The following is a 17,600-nucleotide window of genomic DNA, read 5'->3' as shown; positions in this document are numbered from 1 at the left end:
TTGGCTCGATCCCCTCACCGCCCGGCCCGCTCGTAGAGCTGCACGTAATTGCCGGAGGGGTCGATGAGCGTCAGGGTGCGGCCGTGCGGGCCCATGTCGCGGTTGCCGACCACCGCGAGGCCGGCCGCGGCGATGGCGCTCCGGTGCGCGTCGAGATCGGCCACCTCGAACACCGCCACCGCCCCGCTGGCGCCGTCGGGAAACTCCTCCGGCGCGCCGACCGCGAAATTGGCGCCGCCGGCGTCATACTGCACCCAGCGCTCGCCATCGACGAATTTCGGCGTGAGGCCCAGCACCGCCTCGTAGAAGCGCCGGCTTTCGGCGAGTTCCGCACTGCGGACATAGACGTTCTGCAATCGCTTGACGGTCAAGACCCGCCCTCCCTGCTCACTCTGCGCCGGCATCCGCTCTGCAGGAATTGAACCGCTCCTGCGCCAGCCGGCTGCCCCGGCCTGCCCGATCGAGAGCCCGCCCCGCGATCGAGCAAAGCCACCCGAACGGGCGCGCCCCTAGTAGACCGTCCACCCCGCATCGGCGACGATCAGCGCGCCGTTGAGATAGCGCGCGCCCTCCGAGGCGAGGAACACCGCGACCGGCGCGATGTCGCCCGGGTCGGCCTGCGGCGGTCGGGTGGCCAGACCCTTGCCCCGCAGCTCCCAGCCGGCGGCGGAAGGCTCCACCCCCGCGGCGATCGCGGTCTTCACCGAGCCCGGCGCCACGGCATTGCAGCGTATCCCCCGCGCGCCATAGGCCGCCGCGACCGAGCGGGTGAGGCCGAGCAGGCCGTGCTTGGTCACGGTGTAGCTGAGCCCGGCCCGCCCGCCCTGAAAGCTGGCGATCGAGGCGGTGTTGACGAAAATGCCCTGCCCGCGCGCCAGCATGGCCGGCAGCGCGGCGCGGGTGAGCCGCAGCGGCGCGGTGAGGTTCACCGCCAGCACGTGCTCCCACAGCCCGTCGTCGGTCTCGTCGAGCGGCGCCATGCGGTCGAGTATGCCGGCATTGTTGCAGATGATGTCGGCCGGCCCGAACCGCGCCGCGGCTCCCGCCAGCATCGCCTGCGGCGCGTCGGGATCGGTGATGTCGGTGGCGATCGTGGCCAGCGCCTCCGGTGCGCCGATCCGGTCCGCCAGCGCCGCGAGCCGCTCCGCCGAGGCATCGACCGCGACCACCCGCGCCCCGGCGGCGAGGAAGGCGTCGACCAGGGCGAGCCCGATACCGGAGCCGCCGCCGGTAATGAGGGTCACGGAGCCGTCGAGGCTGCTCATGGCACGAATTCCCGGCCTCAGCCCGCGAGGTGGAAGGCGCCGCCGCGCCAGACCAGCGCCGGCCGCTCGGGCGCCGCCGCGCGCGTGGCCACCACCGCGCCGAGGAAGACGGTGTGGGTGCCGCGCTCCAGCGTCTCGACCACGCGGCAGTCGAACGCCACCAGCGCGTCCTCCAGCACCGGCGCGCCGGTCACGAGCCGGCCCCAGGCGCCGTGGGCGAAGCGCTCGGCGCCGTGCAGCCCGCTGCGCCCGGCGAAATGCTCGGCGAGGCCGCGATGCTCGTGCGCCATCACGTTCACGCAGAAGAAGCCGGCGGCGCGGATGGCGGCATGGCCCTCGGTGGCGCGGTTGACGCAGACGAGCAGCGTCGGCGGGTCGGCCGAGACCGAGCAGACCGCGGTGGCGGTGAGCCCGCGCGGGCCGTCCGCCCCGGACGCGGTCACCACGGTGACGCCGGCGGCGAGCTCGCGCATCGCCGTACGGAAGGCCCCGGCATCGACCTCGAGGGCGGCGGGCGCACCCGTCGCGGGGATGGCGGTCATCATCATGCGTCATGTCCCAGATAGGCGCTGCGCACGCGCTCGTGGTTGATCAGATCGAGGCCGTGGCCGCTGAGCGTGATCTCGCCGCTTTCCAGCACGAAGGCGCGGTCGGCGATCTCCAGCGCGCCATAGGCATTCTGCTCGACCAGCAGCACCGTGACCCCCTCCCCGTTCACGCGCCGGATGGCGTCAAGCACGAGGTCGACGATCTGCGGGGCGAGCCCCATGGTCGGCTCGTCGAGCAGCAGCACGCGCGGGCGCGCCATCAGCGCCCGGCCCATCGCCACCATCTGCTGCTCGCCGCCCGAAAGCGTGCCGGCGAGCTGGCGGTAGCGCTCGGCGAGGCGCGGGAAGAGGTCGAGCACATGGTCGAGATCGCGTTTCAGCCCGGCGCGGTCGGCGCGGGTATAGGCGCCGATCTCGAGATTCTCGGCGACGCTCATCCGCCCGAACAGGCGCCGGCCCTCGGGCACCTGGGCGAGGCCCTGCTGCACCCGCTCGTGCGGCGGCAGGTGGGTGATGTCCTCGGCGCCGAGACTCACCGTGCCGCCGCGCACCTCGCGCAGGCCGCACAGCGCGTTGAGGATGGTGGTCTTGCCGGCGCCGTTGGCGCCGATGATGGTGGCAATCTCCCCGGCTTCCACCGTGAAGCTGACCGCGCGCACGGCGGCGATCTGGCCGTAGACGACGGTGAGGTCGCGGACGTCGAGGGCGTTGCTCATGCGATCCTCGCTTCCAGCGGTTCGGCCGCGGCGTCGGGGTCGAGCGCGTGCAGCGGCGCGGGCGCCGGCCCCACCTGCCCCGAGCGGCGGCCGAGATAGGCGGCGATGACGCGCTCGTCCGCCTGGATCTGCGCCGGCGTGCCCTCGGTCAGCACGGCGCCGCGGTCGAACACGGTGATGCGCTCGGCCACCGCCATGACGACGCGCATATGGTGCTCGATCAGCACCACGGTGACGCCGAGTTCGCCGCGCACCCGCTCGATCAGCTCGACCAGCGCCCGCCCCTCGGTCGGGTTCATGCCGGCAGCCGGCTCGTCCAGCATGAGGATGCGCGGGCTGCCGACCAGCGCGCGGGCGATCTCCAGCCGGCGCTGGTCGCCATAAGGCATGTTGCGGGCGAGATGGCCCGCCCGGTGCGGGATGCCGACGAAGTCGAGATAGTGCAGCGCCCGCTCGCGCGCTTCCTTCTCCTCGCGGCGGAAGCGGCCCGAGCCGACGATCGCCTCCCAGAAGGTGGCGCGCAGCCGCTGGTGCTGGCCGACCAGGGCGTTCTCCACCGCCGTCATGTTCGCGAACAGGCGGACGTTCTGGTAGGTCCGCGCCACGCCGTGGCGGGCGACGACATGCGCCGGCAACCCGTCGATGCGCGCGCCGCCGAGCGTGATCCGCCCGCCCGTCGGCTTCACGAAGGCGGTGATGCAGTTGAAGGCCGTGGTCTTGCCCGCCCCGTTCGGGCCGATGATGGCGTGAACCGTGCCTTCCGCCACGGTGAGGTCGACGTCCTGGATGGCGATCAGCCCGCCGAAGGCCTTGCGCAGGCCGCGCACCTCCAGCAGCGGCGGACGGGCGGGGGCCGAGGTCTCAGCCGGCATGCGTGCCCTCCTTCGCATAGGCCGCCGGCCACAGGCCCTCGGCGCGCACATGCATCATGGCGACCAGCGCGATGCCGTAGAACAGGTAGCGGAACTCGCCGAACTCGCGCAGCAGTTCCGGCAGGCCGATCAGCACGATCGCCCCCACCAGCACGCCCGGCAGCGAGCCGAGCCCGCCGATGACGAGAATGGCCAGCACGTTGATCGAGACCAGCAGCTGGAAGGAGTGCGGATAGACCGAGCCGATCAGCGCCGCGAACACCGCCCCCGCCGCCCCGGCGAAGGCGGCGCCGATGGTGTAGGCGAGTAGCTTCGAGGCGACGGGGTCGATGCCCAGCGCCTGCGCCACGTCCTCGTCCTCGCGGATGGCGAGCCAGGCCCGGCCGATCCGCGCGTTCTGCAGCCGCAGCGAGACGAAGGCGACCACGCCCGCCAGCGCCAGCGCGAGATAATAGAGCGCCGCCGGCGTCTTCAGCTCGTAGCCGAACAGGCGCGGGTGATCGATCTCGATGATCCCCTGCGATCCCCCCAGATGCGGCGCCAGCCAGTCGGACAGCACCAGCACGCGGATGATCTCGCCGAGCCCGAGCGTAGCCATGGCGAGGTAGTCGCCCCTCACCCGCAGCACCGGCAGGCCGAACAGCATGCCGGCGAGCGCGGCGAGCACGATCGCCACCGGCAGCGCCACCCAGAAGGAGACGTCGGCCACCGCCAGCGGCCCCGAGGAGCACAGCAGCGCCACCGTGTAGGCGCCGACCGCGAAGAAGGCGACGAAGCCGAGATCGACCAGCCCGGCAAGGCCGAGCTCGATGTTCAGCCCCATGCCCATCAGCATGTAGAGCGCCACCAGCATGGCGACCTGCGCGACGAAGTCGTTGGTCACCAGCGGCAGCAGGATGACGCCCGCGAGCAGCAGCGCGAGGCCGGGCCTGGAAATCCCCGAGCGCGGCACGCGGCGGCGCGCCACCAGCCGGTCCCGCACCAGCGCCAGCGCCGCGACGAGGAAGAACAGCCCCACCGCCGCGCCCGGATTGAGGCCGGCGGCGCCGAACACCTCGTAATCGGGCCCGCTCACATCCGGCAGGTGCTCCAGCATGCTGGCGAAGACGTCGCGGAACAGGCCGGCGACCAGCACCACGCCGAGCCCGGTCAGCGCCGCCCGCCCCGCGCCGGCCGGCAGCCGGCCGATCAGCGCGCCCGCCAGCGCCCCCGCCGCGCCGAGCAGCGGCAGTTGCGCCAGCGCCTGCGCCGAGGCGACCGGCGCGCCGAGGCTGAGCGCGCGCGCCAGCATCGGGCTGGCCGCGACGAGGGTCGCGCGCAGGTTGACGGTGGCGATCAGCCAGACGAGCAGCGACAGGCACGCCCCGGCGATCAGGCCGGCGACGAGGCCGTGGCCCAGCGCGGCGGCGAGGCTCGAGCGCGCATCACGCGCCGCGGCGTGGCCAGCGGCGAAGACGATGAGCGCGCAGGCGAGCTGCGACAGCGTGATCGCGCCCTCGATCACCTCGCGCTTGTCCATCGCCAGATAGGCGCCGATCAGCGCGAAGGCGATCAGCGCGCCCCCGGCGATCAGCCCGAGCCGGGCCGCCTCCATGAGCGGGCCGGCGCGCCGGCGGGTGACCTTGAACGAGGAGGTGACGGTGTTGAACGACATCGCCCCCTCACGCGCGCTTGGCGGAGAGCCGCTCGCCGAGCAGCCCCTGCGGCCGGAAGATGAGGATCATCACCAGCATGCCGTAGCCGATCACGTCCTTGAGCTGGTAGGGCGCGGGCAGGCCGTAGCCCTCGAGGATCAGCGCCGGCCCCAGCGCCTCGGCGAGGCCCAGCACCAGCCCGCCGATCAGCGCGCCGCCGAGATTGCCGATGCCGCCCAGGATCGCCGCGGCGAAGCCCTTCACGCCGAGGAAGAAGCCCATGAACACGGTGATCTGCTTGAAGACGAGGGCGTAGAGCACGCCCGCGACGCCAGCCATGGCACCGCCGATGGCGAAGGTGGCGACGATGGTGGCGGAAACGTTGATGCCCACCAGCGCCGCCGCGTCGCGATCCTCGGCCACCGCCCGCATCGCCTTGCCGAGCTTGGTCAGCCGCACCACGGCGAGCAGGCCGGCGAGCACGATCAGCGCCGCCGCGAAGGCGACGATCTGCGGGATCGGCACGGTGATGCCGAGCAGGCTCACCGTGCCCTCCATCCAGCCGAAGCCCGGATAGGCGCGGTTGCGGGTGCCGAACAGGCCGCGCGCCGCATATTGCAGGATGAACGACATGCCGATGGCGCAGATCAGCGGCGCCAGCGAGCGCACATGCAGGAACGGGCGGTAGGCGATCCGCTCGATGGCGATCGAGACGAGGCCGCCCGCCGCCATGCCCGCCGCCAGCACCAGCGGCAGCGCGATCAGCGGGAAGGCGCCGAGCACGCCCGCGTCGTTGAGAGCGCCCGCCGCGAACAGGCCGGCGAAGGAGCCCACCATCATCACGTCGCCATGGGCGAAGTTGATCATGCGCAGGATGCCGTAGACCATGGTGTAGCCGAGCGCGATCAGGGCGTAGACGCTGCCGATGGTGAGGCCGAACATCGTGAAGGAGGCGAAGTCGGCGGCGGAGTAGGTGCCGGCGGTGAGACCGCCGGCGAGACCCACCAGCACGAGCGCCGCGACGCCGATGCGGATGGCGAGCAGGATGTGGTCGACCCAGGTCGACCGCCGCCGCCATTCCGCGAACGCGCCGGGCTCCGTGGCAGGGTGTGCCAGATCGCTCACGGAAAGATCCGCTTCGGGTTGGTGCCGGGAGCGAAGGTCGCCTGGTCGGCGTTGTTGAACTCCCACATGGCATAGGTCGCCGCGCCGCAATCGCCGTTGGCGTCGCAGGTCAGCGTGCCGGTGAGGCCGCCGAGGCCCTTGGTCGCCATCAGCGCGTCGTGCAGCGCCTGCCGGCCGATATAGAGGTTGCCCTCGGCATCGGTCTTGCCGACCGCCTTGATCGCGGTGAGCGCGAGCAGCGCCGCGTCATACCCATAGGCCGAGAAGCCGCCGATCGGCGCCTCGCCATATTCGGCGGCGAAGGCCTTCTGGAAGTCCGGGAACTTCGAGGAGAACAGGTCGGTCGAGGGCGCCACGATGCGGAAGCCGACGATGGCGGGGCCGGACGCCTCGATGACGTTGGCGCTGAACACGCCCTCGCCGCCGATCACCGGCACGTTGGCAAGACCCGACACCTCGCCCTTCTGGCGCAGCAGGAAGCCGACCGAGGAGGTGAACACGGGGGTGAAGATCAGCTCCGGCTTCTTGGTGGCGATGCGGGTCAGCACCGGGCGCAGGTCGGTGTCGCTCGGCGAGATGGCTTCGCTGGCGACGATGGTGCCGCCGCGCGCCGTGAAGTCCTTCTCGAAGGCCCGCACCAGCTGCTCGGTATAGGGGCTGCCGTCATGGATGGTGGCGACGTTCTTCACGCCGAGCTTGTCGACGACATACTGCACGGTGAAGGCCGCGCTCTTCAGGTCGTTCGGCACCACGCGCTGGAAGCCCTTGAAGCCGTCGGGCCGGTCGGCGGCGGTGAGCGCCGGGGCGGTGGCGCCGATGGCGACGCTCGGAATGCCCGCGCGCCACAGGATCGGGGCGCCGACGCGGGCGCCGGACGAGCAGCTCGGGCCGAGCACGACCAGCACCTGCTTGTTGCCGGCGAGCTTGGTCGCGGCGGTCTGGCCGCCCTCGGCGGTGCACTGGGCGTCCTCGCCGACCAGCTTCACCGGGAAGCCCAGCACCGAGCCGCCGAAGTCCTTGATCGCGACTTCCGCGCCGCGCAGCTCGTCGATGCCCTGGTTGGTGTCGCCGCCCGACTGCGACGAGTAGCCGCCGATCACCACCGGCTGGCCCTTGGCGATCTTGACCACGCCGAGCGGGTCGGTCACCGGGCCGAGCGTCTCGGCGCGCGCCGCCGGGTTCAGGATGAGAACCGCCGCGAGGCTCGCCGCGGAAAGCAACTTCGTCTTCATCTGGGTTCCGTCCTCTGTTCTGGTTGGATGCGGCGCGTTGGCCGCGGTCGTTTCTTGGCTTCACGCATAAACAGGACGCTGCACGGCGCCGGGATCGGGGGCTCCCGGCGCCGCGCTCACTCGGCCGCCGCCGGCACCCGCGCGCCGATCGCCGCGAGCGGGCCGACCTCGCGCTCGACGAGCGGCAGCACCTCGGCGGCGAAGCGTTCCAGCGAGCGGCGGGCCCGCGCCACCGGCATGTCGCCGAACTGGAAGAAGCAGTTGTAATGGAAGGGGTTGAGCCGGCGGATCTCGGCCACCAGCTTCTGCGCGACGAGGTGGGGGTCGCCGATCAGCAGGTTGTCGCGGAAGGTCTCCAGCGGCGGCTCGTCGGGGATCGGGTCGGGCACCACGAAGGAGCCGTCCAGCGTCAGCACGTTGGAGCGCAGCCCGTGCACCATGCGCCCGACATAGCGGGCGCGCTCGGCCGCCTCCAGCGCCTCGCCGGCGCTGTCGGTGACGTGGATGTACTGCTGCAGCGCCACCGGCATGCTGGGCCCGTCGAGCCCGCCCTTCACCCAGGCCGCACGCACCTGCTCGGCGATGCCGAACAGCGCTTCCGTGCCGCGCCAGCCGGCGGTGATGAACGGCGCGCCGCCCCATTTCGCCAGCGCCTTCAGGATCGGGGGGTGCGGCGAGGTGCAGTAGACCGGCGGCATCGGCTTCTGCACCGGGCGCACCGTGAACACGCTCGGCGGCACCTCGACGAACTCGCCCTTGTACTCGGCGCGGCCCTCGCTCAGCGCCTGCTCGACCACCGCCCAGTACTCGAGGAAGGTCTCGGTCTTCTTGGCGACCGAGGCGCCGTAGCGCTCGAACTCGTAGGCCTGGTAGCCGGTGCCGACCCCGAGCACCGCCCGGCCCCCGCTCATCTGGTCGAGCAGCGCGATCTCCTGCGCCACCCGCATCGGATGGTAGAGCGGCAGCACGACCACGCCCGCGCCGAGCTTGATGCGGCTCGTCAGGCTCGCCATGTGCGCGGCCATCATCAGCGGCGACACGCTGACCGAGTAGTTGGTGAAATGGTGCTCGGCGAACCAGGCGATCTCGAAGCCGACCTCTTCGGCCAGCGTGACCATGGTGCGGGTGTCGTCGATCACCCCGGCGATGCCGCCGGGGTTGTCGCGCAGGCCCATGAGGTTGAAAATACCGAAATGCATGTGCAGCTCTGCTGATGTAAAGAGGTGGGCGCTCGCGGCGCTGTGCTTCAGGCGATGAAGTATCCGCCGCTGATCGCGACCGTCTCGCCGACCATGTAGCGGTTCTTTTCCGAGAGCAGGAACACGACGACATCGGCGACGTCGTCCGGCTCGGCGGCGCGCCCCAGCGCGGTCTGCGCCGCGAGCTCGGGCAGGAAGCCGGCCGCCTTGGCCTTCTCGGTGGCGATGCCGGCGGGGGCGACGCCGTTGATCAGGATGTTGTCGGGCGCCAGCGCCAGCGCCATGCTCTTGGTGAGGCTCACCACCGCGGCCTTCATCGCCGCGTAATGGGCGTTCTTGGGATGCGCCTTCAGCGCGTCGATCGAGGCGATGTTGACGATGCGTCCCCCGCCCGCCGCCTGCATGTGCGGCACCACCGCGACGGTGACGTCGTAGAGCCCGCGCACGTTCACCGAGAAGCTGAAGTCCCAGTCGGCGTCGCTGATCTCGAGGATCGGCTTGCGCGGATAGACGCCCGCGCAGTTGCACAGGCCGTGGATGCGCCCCGCCGTGGCGGCGACCTCGTCGACCAGCGCCTTGGCGCTGGCGCGGGTGGTGATGTCGCCGATCACCGCGAAGGCCTTGCCGCCCTTCGCCGTGATCTCGCCCACCACCGTCTCGGCGCCGGCCTTGTCGATCTCGACGATGGCGACCTGCGCGCCGGCATCGGCGAGGCCGTGGCAGATCGCGCGGCCGAGGCCGCTGCCCCCGCCGGTGACGATGATGGTGTGATCCTTCATGGGGGCTCCGCTGTCGCTGGCACGCCACCCGCACCAACCGTCGGGCATCGCGTGAGAGCGAGTGTTCAGCGCGCCGCCCTCCCCCGCAAACGATCAATTCTACTGGACCGATAAGCTGGGTTTCCGGCTACCCCCCACCGCAAGCCCGGCTGGCCCAGCGATAAGAACAGCTAATTTGCGCCGCCTGCGCGCAGGCGCCATCCTGCCGCTCCAAATGCCCGCGGCGCCGGACGCGGGCCGTGAACCTCGCCCCGCGGCGTGCGGAAGGCGAGCATGAGGGATGGATGACAAAGCTCGGCCTTTTCAGCCTGATGGGCCTCTACGACCGCAACACCTCGCCCGCCTCGGTGCTGCGCACGACGGTCGACACGGTGCGCATGGCGGAGGATTTCGGCTTCGAGATCGCCTGGTTCGCCGAGCATCACTTCACCAACCATTCGATCTGCCCCTCCTCGCTGGTCATGGTCTCGCACATGGCGGCGGAGACCACCCGCATCCGGCTCGGGCCGGCGGTGCTGGCGCTGCCCTTCTACGAGCCGCTGCGCGTGGTGCAGGAAGCCGCCTTCGTCGACCTGCTGACGCGGGGCCGGCTGGTGCTGGGGCTCGGCTGCGGCTACCAGCCCTATGAGTTCGACCGCTTCCGCGTCGATCCCTCCTACCGCCACCTGAAGATGCTGGAGACCTGGGACATTCTCCAGCAGGGCCTCACCTCCGGCATCGTCGAGTATGCCGGCGAGTTCCATTCCATCCCGCGCACCGAGCTGTCGATGCGCCCCTTCGGCCTCGCCATGCCCGAGGTCTTCGTGGCGAGTTCGCACCCCGACATCATCGCCCGCATGGCGCGCAGCGGCGACACGCCGTTCATGAGCTTCGGCCATCGCGGGCTCGGGGCGGCGCTCGCCTTCCGCTCGCTCATCGCCGAGCGCTGGGCGCAAGGCGGCGGCAACCCCGCCACCATGCCGCTCGCCGTGCAGCGCTACATCTACGTGACCGACGATCCCGACGATGCCCGCCACGCCGCGCAATGCGTGCGCGACCTCGCCCGCGCCGCCGTGCCGCTCTCCACCGTCCACCCCTCCAAGGACGGCCCGTTCCTGCGGCTGATGCCGCTCAACGACGAGCCCCCGCTCGACAATTTCCTCGAGAGCGCGGTCATCGGCCCGGCCGATTACTGCGCCCAGAAGCTGGCGCAGGAGATCGAGGCGCTGCGGCCGACGCACCTGTCCTGCTTCATGGGCTTCGCCGGCATCGGCCGGCGCGAGACCCTCGCCTCGCTGGAGCGCTTCGGCTGCGACGTCATTCCCCAGCTCGAGGGCCTGGTCGAGCTGCGCGACGACGGGTTGCAGGACGCGGCATGAGCAGCAAGCGCCCCGGCGACGGCAGCTTCACCCCGATGCCGGCCTCGGGGCCCACCCCGCCGGCGGCCCCGGCGCTGCGCCGCGCGACCCGCCTGCCCCCGCTCAACCTGTTCCGCGTCTTCGATGCCGCCGCCCGCCACGGCAATTTCACCACGGCGGCCGAAGAGCTCTGCGTCACCCAGTCCGCCGTCAGCCAGCAGATCCGCCAGCTCGAGGAACTCCTCGAGGTGCGCCTGTTCCGCCGCATGCCGCGCCGGGTGGAACTCACCCGCGAGGGCACGGCGCTGGCGAGCGCGGTCGGCGAATCCATGGCGCTGCTGATGCGCGCCTGCGAGCGCCTGGTCGATCCCAAGGCGCCCGTGGTGCTGTGCGTGAACGCCCCGCCCTCGATCGCCTCGCGCTGGCTGGTGCCCCGGCTCAAGCGCTTCATGCAGCTGAACCCCACCGTCAAGGTCACCCTGCTCGCCTCCAGCGACCCGGTCGATTTCGACCGGCAGGACATCGACGTCGCCATCCGCTGGGGCTCGGGCGTGTGGCCGAACGCCCGCGTCGAGATGCTGGCGCCCGACCGGCTGTTCCCGGTGTGCAGCCCGAGCCTGCTGCGCGAAGGGCCGCCGCTCCTCGTCCCCGGCGATATCGTCGGCCACACCCTGCTGCAGGTGGTGAACGGCAATTTCTGGGGCGCCTGGCTGGCGGCGGCCGGCGCCAGCGGCCTCGCTTTCGAGGAAACGCTCTACTTCAACGATTCCGGCCTGATGCTCGACGCCGCCGTGCAGGGCCAGGGCGTCGCGCTGGCGAGCCCGCTGCTGGTCGAGAGCGATCTGCGCTCGGGCCGCCTGATCCGCCCGTTCGACATCGAGATCGAGACGGGAAGCGCCTTCTACCTGCTCACCAGCCCCGATTTCTCCGAGAAGCCGGCGGTCGCGGAATTCCGCAGCTGGATCGGCTTCGAGGGCCGCAGCAGCGGCTGACCCCTCTCGCCCACCCACAGGATCACCCCCATGCTGCGCCTCGGCTTCCTCGGCACCGGCACGCTCGCGGCCGCCGTCATCGACGGCTTCGTCGCCGTGCACGGCGCCTCGATCTCCATCCTCGTCTCGCCCCGCGCCGAGGCCACCTCCCGCGCGCTGGCCGGGCGCCATGCCAACGTGACCCGCGCCGCCTCGAATGCCGAGGTGGTCGCGGGCAGCGACATCGTGCTCATCGGCGTGCGCCCCTCCCAGCTCGGCGAGGCCACCGCCGGCCTGCCCTTCCGCGCCGACCAGACCGTGGTCAGCTTCCTCGCCGGCGTGCCGCGCGCGAAGGTGCTGGAGGCGGTCGCCCCGGCGAGCCGGGTGGTGCGGGTCAATCCGCTGCCGCCGATCCGCCTGCGCAAGGGGCCGGTCGTGCTCTATCCGGCCGACCCGCAGGTCGAGGCGCTGCTGGCGGGCCTCGGCGAGGTCATCGTCGCGCCGAAGGAGAGCGACCTCGCCAATATCGGCATCGCCAGCGCGATGATGTCCTCGCACTACGCGATGCAGAACCGCATCATCGGCTGGCTGGTCTCCCGCGACATGGCCCCCGACGCCGCCCGCGCCTATGTCCGCTCCATGTTCGACGGCCTCGCCGCCATCGGCCTCGACGCGCTGGCGCAGGGCGAGGATGTCGATCCCGCCCATCACGAGACGCCGGGCGGGCTCAACTGGCGCGGGCGCGGCCATCTGACCGAGGCCGGCTGGTTCGACGAGGTCGGCCGCGCGCTCGACGCCATCGAGGCGCACTCGCGGCAATTGATGCAGAAGGGTTGAGCGAAAAACAAAGGTATTCGGCCCCGGATATCGCGCATCCCGCCAGTTTTACCGTGGAACGGACGCCGTTTTCACCGGTTGTTGCCGTGTAGGGAAGTCAACACAAGGAGAGTTTCCCATGGCTGACAACAAGCAGCACGGCAGCGGTAACTTTGCGGACGATCCGCAGCGTGCCCGCGAGGCCGGCAAGAAGGGCGGCGAGCATTCCCACGGCGGCCAGCCGTCGCCGGGCGGCCAGCACAGCCAGTCCGGCGGCGATCACCGCCAGCAGGGCGGCCAGAACGACAATCCCGGCAATTTCGCCAATGACCGCGACCGCGCGAGCGAGGCCGGGAAGAAGGGCGGCCAGCGCTGACGCGCATCGCGCGCCGTCCGCTTGAGGCATGCGAGCCCCGACTGGCCGTCCCGGATTCCGGGGCGGCCTTTTTCCGGCGCCGGCGCGTCAGTCCGCCGGCCGCACCCGCCCGCGGGCGCCGCGCGCGCCCCGCGCCGGCGCGGCCTGCGCCGAGCGCGCCATCGCCTCCTCCATGCCCTGCCGCGCGGCGACCACGTGCCGGCGCATCAGCATCTCCGCGAGGTCGGGATCGCGGTCGGCCAGTGCCTCGACGATCCGCCCGTGCTCGATGAAGGCGCGCCGCGCCCGCCCGGCGACGCTCTTGTGCTGCGAGCGGTACAGCCGGATGAGCTGGTAATATTCGCCGCACAGCAGCGAGATGAGCAGCTCGTTGCGGCTGAAGCGGGCGATGGCGAAGTGGAAATCCTCGTCGGAGGCGCCCTGCGCATAGGAATCCGTGCCGGCGTCGGCGAATTGCGCTTCGTGCGCGCGCAGCAGCCCGCGCAGATGCTCGATCTCGGGGTCGGTGATGCGCCGGGCCGCCTCGCGCGCCGCCATCCCCTCCAGCGCCTCGCGCACGGTGAAGATCTCCGCCAGCGTCGCCGGCGAGAGCTCCACCACCCGCGCGCCGAAATGCGGGGTGCGGGTGACCAGCCGGCGTTCCTGCAGCCGGTGCATCGCCTCGCGCAGCGGCCCGCGGCTGATGCCGTAGCGCCGCGCCAGCTCCGGCTCGCTGATCTTGGCACCGGGCTTCAGCTCGCCGCGCACGATCGCCTCGCTGATGACGGCGAACATCCGGTCGGCCAGCGTCGCCTCCTGCGCCTCCGCGCCCACCGTCTCGACCAATGCCATGGCGTCCTCCCGTCGGCGGCCAACATAGCCGCTTCTGGCGCTCGCGGTCACGCGGGGCGAAGATGCCCCCGACAGCGCGCCCGAAATCGCACGAGGCGATGTCGGCCCGCCCCCGCCTCGTGCGTCCTCGGGCAACAGGCCGGGCCGGCAGGCGCGGCGCCACGCAAAGGGAGACGATGATGCGCGTGATGGTTCTGGTGAAGGCCACCGCTGACAGCGAGGCGGGCCGTATGCCCGGCACCGACCTGCTCGAGGCGATGGGCCGCTTCAACGAGGAACTGGTGAAGGCCGGCATCCTGCTGACCGGCGAAGGCCTGAAGCCCTCTTCCGCCGGCAAGCGCGTCGCCTTCGCCGGCCCGACTCGCACGGTGATGGACGGCCCCTTCGCCGAGACCAAGGAGCTCATCGCCGGCTTCTGGCTGTGGCAGGTCAAGGACATGGCCGAGGCGGTGGAGTGGGTGAAGCGCTGCCCCAACCCCATGCCGGGCCCGAGCGAGATCGAGATCCGCCCGCTCTACGAGATGGCCGATTTCGGCGCCGAGATGACCCCCGAACTGGTGGAGCAGGAAGAGCGGCTGCGCCAGGAGATCGAGCGGGGCTGACGGCGGCCCCGCCCCGGCCGCCGCCGGGAACGCGGCGGTCGGACGTCGCGGCGCGCGCAATGGAGCGCGCGATCGGGGCATGAGATCAAGGGTGCGCGCGCAATCGGGTATGCGCGATAGGGGATGCGCGCGATAGGGGATGCGCGCGATAGGGGTGAGCGCGGGCGGGGCTTGAGCGCCCGGCTGAATCGGCCGATACCACCGCACGCCTGCCTCCTCCCATTCCCGACCAGCGCTGCACGCCCTCATGAGCCTCGAATCCGTCCGGGCCTTCCTCGCCGCCAACGCTCCCGACATCGCCGTCATCGAGACCGAGCAGAGTTCGGCGACGGTCGATCTCGCCGCCGCCGCGCACGGGGTCGCGCCCGCCCAGATCGCCAAGACCATCTGCCTGCGCGTCGGCGATGCCGTGATGCTGGTCGTCACCAGCGGCACCACCCGGCTCGACAACCGCAAGGCCCGCGAGGCGCTGGGCGGCAAGCCGCGCATGCTCGGCCCCGAGGAGGTGCTCGCCGCCACCAGCCACCCGGTCGGCGGCGTCTGCCCGTTCGGGCTGCCCTCCGCCCTGCCCGTCTTCTGCGACGTCTCGCTACGGGCCTTCGACGAGGTGGTGCCGGCCGCCGGCGCCACCAATGCCGCGGTGCGCATCGCCCCCGATCGCCTGCGCGATCTGGTGGACGCCCGCTGGGTCGACGTCTGCGCCTGAAAGAGCCGCCGGCGGGACGGCCCGGCGATCACCTCCCGCGCCGACCGGGCGCCAACCCTCGGCCCGCGCCGTCATGGCCCGGGGCACATCCCGGCCACCCCGCCTCCGACGACACAAGGCGCGTCGGCATCTTCATTCGAAGAACCCTCCTCCGGCCGATCCCCCCTGTGATTCCGAAACCGCGAATTGAATGTTCGCTTTATGTTCTGACTTTGTCAAGCGCGTCTCGCGACGGAGAACGACGTGGGTGTCTTCGGGGTCGGCGCGGCCGTGCTGGCTGTGGGAGCCGTCGTCGCCCCTGCTCCAGGACGGAGCCAGCCACCTTCCGTGCTGCCCGTCTTCCGCGACGTCTCGCTGCGGGCCTTCGGCGAGGTGGACCGGCGGCAGGCGCCACCAATGCCGCCGTGCGCATCCCCCCCGATCGCGGGCGCGACCTCGTGGACGGCCGCTGGGTCGACGTCTGTGCCTGAGCGGGCCGTCGGCGGGAAGGCTCGGCGGCTCAGCGGGCCCGTGCCAGTCATCCCTATTCCAGTCATCCCCGCCATCGGTGGAGCGCGGTGGTCCGGATCCCCGCAGTACGATTTTTGTCGTGACGTCCATATTGTGAATTGAAATGTTCATTATTTGTTCTAAGCTGTCAACGTGCTTCACGAGAGGGAATTGCGATGATGTCGTTTGGGCTCGTGGCTGCCGTGTTGGCTATGGGAGCCGTCTTCGCCACTGTTTTAAGATGGAGCCGGCCGGCTCCGCGCGTCCCGACGAAACAATTCGCGGGCGCGGGAAGCGCAGGCGTCAACCATGCTCTTAAACAAATGCAAGGGCCGAACCGATATGATGTGGTGATTGTTGTTTTCTCGAGCTTCTCCGGTGTCTTGTCGATCATGGCCGCCGTGACGTGATGCGGAATTGATTTACGTAAGCTTCTCGTCGCGTTGTGCAGTGGAGTTTCAAGCAGGACTATCTTCTCTCCCTGCGATCCTAGCGGGGTCGTGCCCGCCATCCGCGCCTCGCGCCGTGATACCGGATCGAAAGGAGAGCACGGCATGCTCACCTTGCGGCGCCGTGTCCGGCCGACTTCGGCCACGCCCACCGCCGATCGAGGAGGCCAGCCATGACGGGATCGCCATCCGCCCTCTCCCGCCGCGCGGCGCTCGGTGCGGGTGCGGCCGCGCTGGCCTTCGCCGCCCTCCCCGCTGCCGCACAGTCGGTCACCGGCGCGCTCAGCGCCGCCGCGCAGGGGGTGAAGCCGGATGCGCCGGGCGACCAGAGCGCCGCGCTGCAGCGCGCCATCGCCGCCGCCGTAAAGGCGCGGCTGCCGCTCTATCTGCCGCCGGGCAGCTACCGCGCCACCGGGCTCGACCTTTCCGCCGGCGCCGGCCTCGTCGGCGTGCCCGGCGCGACGCGCCTCCTGCTGTCGGGCACCGGCCCGCTGATCGCCGCGCAGGGCGGCGAGGGCCTGCGCCTCGAGGGTTTGACCCTCGACGGCAGCGGCTTCTCCATTCCCGACGGCAGCGGCCTCATCGCCCTCGCCCGCTGCGCCGGCATCCGCATCCGCGACTGCGTGCTGACCGCCTCCGCCGGGCACGGCATCGCGCTGGCGGGCTGCGGCGGCGAGGTGGCGAACTGCCGGATCGCGACCGCGGCGAAGACCGGCCTGTTCGCCATCGATTCCACCGGCCTCGCCATCCGCGCCAACGAGTTCCGCGACATCGGCAACAACGCCGTGCAGGTCTGGCGCTCGCAGATCGGCGACGACGGCACGCTGGTGCTCGGCAACCGCATCTCCCGCGTCGCGGCGAACGACAGCGGCGACGGCCAGAACGGCAACGGCGTCAACGTGTTCCGCGCCGGTAACGTCATCGTCGCCGACAACCGCATCGCCGACTGCGCCTTCTCCGCCGTGCGCGGCAACGCCGCCTCGAACCTCATGATCCGCGGCAACAACTGCTCGACCCTCGGCGAGACCGGGCTCTATGCCGAGTTCGGCTTCCACGGCGCCATCATCAGCGCCAATGTGGTCGAGAACGCCGTGAACGGCATCGCCGTCACCAATTTCGACCAGGGCGGCCGGCTCGCCGTGGTCGAGGGCAACATCGTGCGCAACATGCTGGTGAAGGCGCCGCCCGACTACGACTCGCCGATCTCCGACGGCATTGGCATCAGCGTCGAGGCCGACACCGCCGTCACCGGCAACGTCGTCGAGAACGCGCCGAAGATCGGCATCCGCGTCGGCTTCGGCGCCTTCGCCCGCAACGTCGCGGTGGTCGGCAACGTGGTGCGCAACGCCGGGGTCGGCATCGGCGCCGCCATCGTCGACGGCGCCGGCGATGTGCTCATCGCCGACAATCTCGTCACCGGCGCCAAGCTCGGCGCAGTGGTCGGCCTTGAGTGGAACAAGCCCGCCACCGGCGACCTCGCCGGCCCCAATCCGGGACCGCTGCCGCTCAACCTCGCCGTGTCCGGCAACCGGGTGCGGTAGCGGCGCGCGGGCCGCGCGGCGTCGAAGCGGCGGGCGGCTTCCAAGCGGCGGGCACCTGTCGATCGGACTCACCGCACCGATCGGTCGGCAGTCGGACTCATCGTCCACCCGA

At 71.2% G+C, this 17,600-nt stretch carries 18 protein-coding genes; 7 read left to right on the top strand and 11 right to left on the bottom strand.

Translation table 11 applies throughout. From position 1 onward, the window contains the following. Positions 1-14 precede the first annotated feature (14 nt). From ACEUEL_RS03955 to ACEUEL_RS03910, 10 genes are all read right to left on the bottom strand, one after another. Positions 15-371, bottom strand: coding sequence for a VOC family protein (locus ACEUEL_RS03955; RefSeq protein ID WP_405702379.1), 357 nt, complete (start codon positions 369-371; stop codon positions 15-17). Between the two features lie 138 nt (positions 372-509). Next, positions 510-1,265, bottom strand: a complete 756-nt coding sequence (locus ACEUEL_RS03950; protein ID WP_405702376.1) for an SDR family NAD(P)-dependent oxidoreductase — start codon at positions 1,263-1,265, stop codon at positions 510-512. 17 nt (positions 1,266-1,282) lie between these two features. Continuing rightward, the gene (locus ACEUEL_RS03945) at positions 1,283-1,813 is read right to left on the bottom strand and encodes a flavin reductase family protein (RefSeq protein WP_405702374.1); all 531 of its coding nucleotides are present in this window, start codon (positions 1,811-1,813) and stop codon (positions 1,283-1,285) included. Beyond that, entirely contained in the window at positions 1,810-2,529 is a 720-nt protein-coding gene (locus ACEUEL_RS03940; protein ID WP_405702371.1) for an ABC transporter ATP-binding protein, read from the bottom strand. Before ACEUEL_RS03940 ends, ACEUEL_RS03945 begins: the two co-directional genes overlap by 4 nt. Further along, the gene (locus tag ACEUEL_RS03935; RefSeq protein WP_405702369.1) at positions 2,526-3,401 is read right to left on the bottom strand and encodes an ABC transporter ATP-binding protein; all 876 of its coding nucleotides are present in this window, start codon (positions 3,399-3,401) and stop codon (positions 2,526-2,528) included. Before ACEUEL_RS03935 ends, ACEUEL_RS03940 begins: the two co-directional genes overlap by 4 nt. After that, complete coding sequence (locus ACEUEL_RS03930; RefSeq protein WP_405702366.1) at positions 3,391-5,055, bottom strand: ABC transporter permease subunit; 1,665 nt, start codon at positions 5,053-5,055, stop codon at positions 3,391-3,393. The genes ACEUEL_RS03935 and ACEUEL_RS03930 overlap by 11 nt, the downstream gene beginning before the upstream one ends. Positions 5,056-5,062: 7 nt before the next feature. Next, positions 5,063-6,160: a branched-chain amino acid ABC transporter permease gene (locus ACEUEL_RS03925; RefSeq protein ID WP_405702363.1), complete on the bottom strand. Its 1,098-nt coding sequence runs from the start codon at positions 6,158-6,160 to the stop codon at positions 5,063-5,065. Continuing rightward, complete coding sequence (locus tag ACEUEL_RS03920; RefSeq protein ID WP_405702361.1) at positions 6,157-7,392, bottom strand: branched-chain amino acid ABC transporter substrate-binding protein; 1,236 nt, start codon at positions 7,390-7,392, stop codon at positions 6,157-6,159. The genes ACEUEL_RS03925 and ACEUEL_RS03920 overlap by 4 nt, the downstream gene beginning before the upstream one ends. A gap of 116 nt (positions 7,393-7,508) precedes the next feature. Then, positions 7,509-8,591 carry an LLM class flavin-dependent oxidoreductase gene (locus ACEUEL_RS03915; protein ID WP_405702358.1) on the bottom strand — a complete coding sequence of 361 codons (1,083 nt, stop codon included), beginning with the start codon at positions 8,589-8,591 and terminating at the stop codon, positions 7,509-7,511. 47 nt (positions 8,592-8,638) lie between these two features. Next, positions 8,639-9,370, bottom strand: a complete 732-nt coding sequence (locus ACEUEL_RS03910; RefSeq protein WP_405702356.1) for an SDR family NAD(P)-dependent oxidoreductase — start codon at positions 9,368-9,370, stop codon at positions 8,639-8,641. 284 nt (positions 9,371-9,654) lie between these two features. On the opposite strand from ACEUEL_RS03910, the gene ACEUEL_RS03905 reads away from it, so the two are divergent. The 4 genes from ACEUEL_RS03905 (at position 9,655) to ACEUEL_RS03890 (ending at position 12,870) form a co-directional block, all read left to right on the top strand. Then, on the top strand, positions 9,655-10,728 hold the full coding sequence (locus ACEUEL_RS03905; RefSeq protein ID WP_405702354.1) for an LLM class flavin-dependent oxidoreductase: 1,074 nt from the start codon (positions 9,655-9,657) through the stop codon (positions 10,726-10,728). Further along, complete coding sequence (gene gcvA / locus ACEUEL_RS03900; RefSeq protein ID WP_405702351.1) at positions 10,725-11,699, top strand: transcriptional regulator GcvA; 975 nt, start codon at positions 10,725-10,727, stop codon at positions 11,697-11,699. Before ACEUEL_RS03905 ends, gcvA begins: the two co-directional genes overlap by 4 nt. Before the next feature lie 30 nt (positions 11,700-11,729). Continuing rightward, the gene (locus ACEUEL_RS03895; RefSeq protein ID WP_405702350.1) at positions 11,730-12,515 is read left to right on the top strand and encodes an NAD(P)-binding domain-containing protein; all 786 of its coding nucleotides are present in this window, start codon (positions 11,730-11,732) and stop codon (positions 12,513-12,515) included. 118 nt (positions 12,516-12,633) lie between these two features. Further along, the gene (locus ACEUEL_RS03890) at positions 12,634-12,870 is read left to right on the top strand and encodes a con-10 family general stress protein (protein WP_405702348.1); all 237 of its coding nucleotides are present in this window, start codon (positions 12,634-12,636) and stop codon (positions 12,868-12,870) included. Positions 12,871-12,957: 87 nt separating this feature from the next. Here ACEUEL_RS03890 and ACEUEL_RS03885 read toward each other — a convergent pair whose 3' ends face one another. Continuing rightward, on the bottom strand, positions 12,958-13,701 hold the full coding sequence (locus tag ACEUEL_RS03885; protein ID WP_405702346.1) for a GntR family transcriptional regulator: 744 nt from the start codon (positions 13,699-13,701) through the stop codon (positions 12,958-12,960). Between the two features lie 179 nt (positions 13,702-13,880). On the opposite strand from ACEUEL_RS03885, the gene ACEUEL_RS03880 reads away from it, so the two are divergent. The 3 genes from ACEUEL_RS03880 (at position 13,881) to ACEUEL_RS03870 (ending at position 17,488) form a co-directional block, all read left to right on the top strand. Continuing rightward, positions 13,881-14,303, top strand: a complete 423-nt coding sequence (locus tag ACEUEL_RS03880) for a YciI family protein (protein ID WP_405702343.1) — start codon at positions 13,881-13,883, stop codon at positions 14,301-14,303. 247 nt (positions 14,304-14,550) lie between these two features. Further along, the gene (locus ACEUEL_RS03875) at positions 14,551-15,009 is read left to right on the top strand and encodes a YbaK/EbsC family protein (protein WP_405702341.1); all 459 of its coding nucleotides are present in this window, start codon (positions 14,551-14,553) and stop codon (positions 15,007-15,009) included. 1,111 nt (positions 15,010-16,120) lie between these two features. Then, entirely contained in the window at positions 16,121-17,488 is a 1,368-nt protein-coding gene (locus tag ACEUEL_RS03870; protein WP_405702339.1) for a TIGR03808 family TAT-translocated repetitive protein, read from the top strand. The last annotated feature ends 112 nt before the right edge of the window (positions 17,489-17,600 follow it).

It is taken from the genome of Ancylobacter terrae (assembly GCF_045108345.1).
Classification (GTDB): Bacteria; Pseudomonadota; Alphaproteobacteria; order Rhizobiales; family Xanthobacteraceae; genus Ancylobacter.
Note: the sequence above shows the minus strand (reverse complement) of the source record. Positions and strands in the feature narration are given on the sequence as shown.

What these genes read in the sequence shown, in the direction of transcription:
- ACEUEL_RS03950 (WP_405702376.1), bottom strand. Translation starts at nt 1,265, where the DNA reads ATGAGCAGCCTCGACGGCTCCGTGACCCTCATTACCGGCGGCGGCTCC.
- ACEUEL_RS03940 (WP_405702371.1), bottom strand. Translation starts at nt 2,529, where the DNA reads ATGAGCAACGCCCTCGACGTCCGCGACCTCACCGTCGTCTACGGCCAG.
- gcvA (WP_405702351.1), top strand. Translation starts at nt 10,725, where the DNA reads ATGAGCAGCAAGCGCCCCGGCGACGGCAGCTTCACCCCGATGCCGGCC.
- ACEUEL_RS03945 (WP_405702374.1), bottom strand. Translation starts at nt 1,813, where the DNA reads ATGATGATGACCGCCATCCCCGCGACGGGTGCGCCCGCCGCCCTCGAG.
- ACEUEL_RS03920 (WP_405702361.1), bottom strand. Translation starts at nt 7,392, where the DNA reads ATGAAGACGAAGTTGCTTTCCGCGGCGAGCCTCGCGGCGGTTCTCATC.
- ACEUEL_RS03880 (WP_405702343.1), top strand. Translation starts at nt 13,881, where the DNA reads ATGCGCGTGATGGTTCTGGTGAAGGCCACCGCTGACAGCGAGGCGGGC.
- ACEUEL_RS03910 (WP_405702356.1), bottom strand. Translation starts at nt 9,370, where the DNA reads ATGAAGGATCACACCATCATCGTCACCGGCGGGGGCAGCGGCCTCGGC.
- ACEUEL_RS03915 (WP_405702358.1), bottom strand. Translation starts at nt 8,591, where the DNA reads ATGCATTTCGGTATTTTCAACCTCATGGGCCTGCGCGACAACCCCGGC.
- ACEUEL_RS03885 (WP_405702346.1), bottom strand. Translation starts at nt 13,701, where the DNA reads ATGGCATTGGTCGAGACGGTGGGCGCGGAGGCGCAGGAGGCGACGCTG.
- ACEUEL_RS03875 (WP_405702341.1), top strand. Translation starts at nt 14,551, where the DNA reads ATGAGCCTCGAATCCGTCCGGGCCTTCCTCGCCGCCAACGCTCCCGAC.
- ACEUEL_RS03935 (WP_405702369.1), bottom strand. Translation starts at nt 3,401, where the DNA reads ATGCCGGCTGAGACCTCGGCCCCCGCCCGTCCGCCGCTGCTGGAGGTG.
- ACEUEL_RS03870 (WP_405702339.1), top strand. Translation starts at nt 16,121, where the DNA reads ATGACGGGATCGCCATCCGCCCTCTCCCGCCGCGCGGCGCTCGGTGCG.
- ACEUEL_RS03890 (WP_405702348.1), top strand. Translation starts at nt 12,634, where the DNA reads ATGGCTGACAACAAGCAGCACGGCAGCGGTAACTTTGCGGACGATCCG.
- ACEUEL_RS03895 (WP_405702350.1), top strand. Translation starts at nt 11,730, where the DNA reads ATGCTGCGCCTCGGCTTCCTCGGCACCGGCACGCTCGCGGCCGCCGTC.
- ACEUEL_RS03930 (WP_405702366.1), bottom strand. Translation starts at nt 5,055, where the DNA reads ATGTCGTTCAACACCGTCACCTCCTCGTTCAAGGTCACCCGCCGGCGC.
- ACEUEL_RS03905 (WP_405702354.1), top strand. Translation starts at nt 9,655, where the DNA reads ATGACAAAGCTCGGCCTTTTCAGCCTGATGGGCCTCTACGACCGCAAC.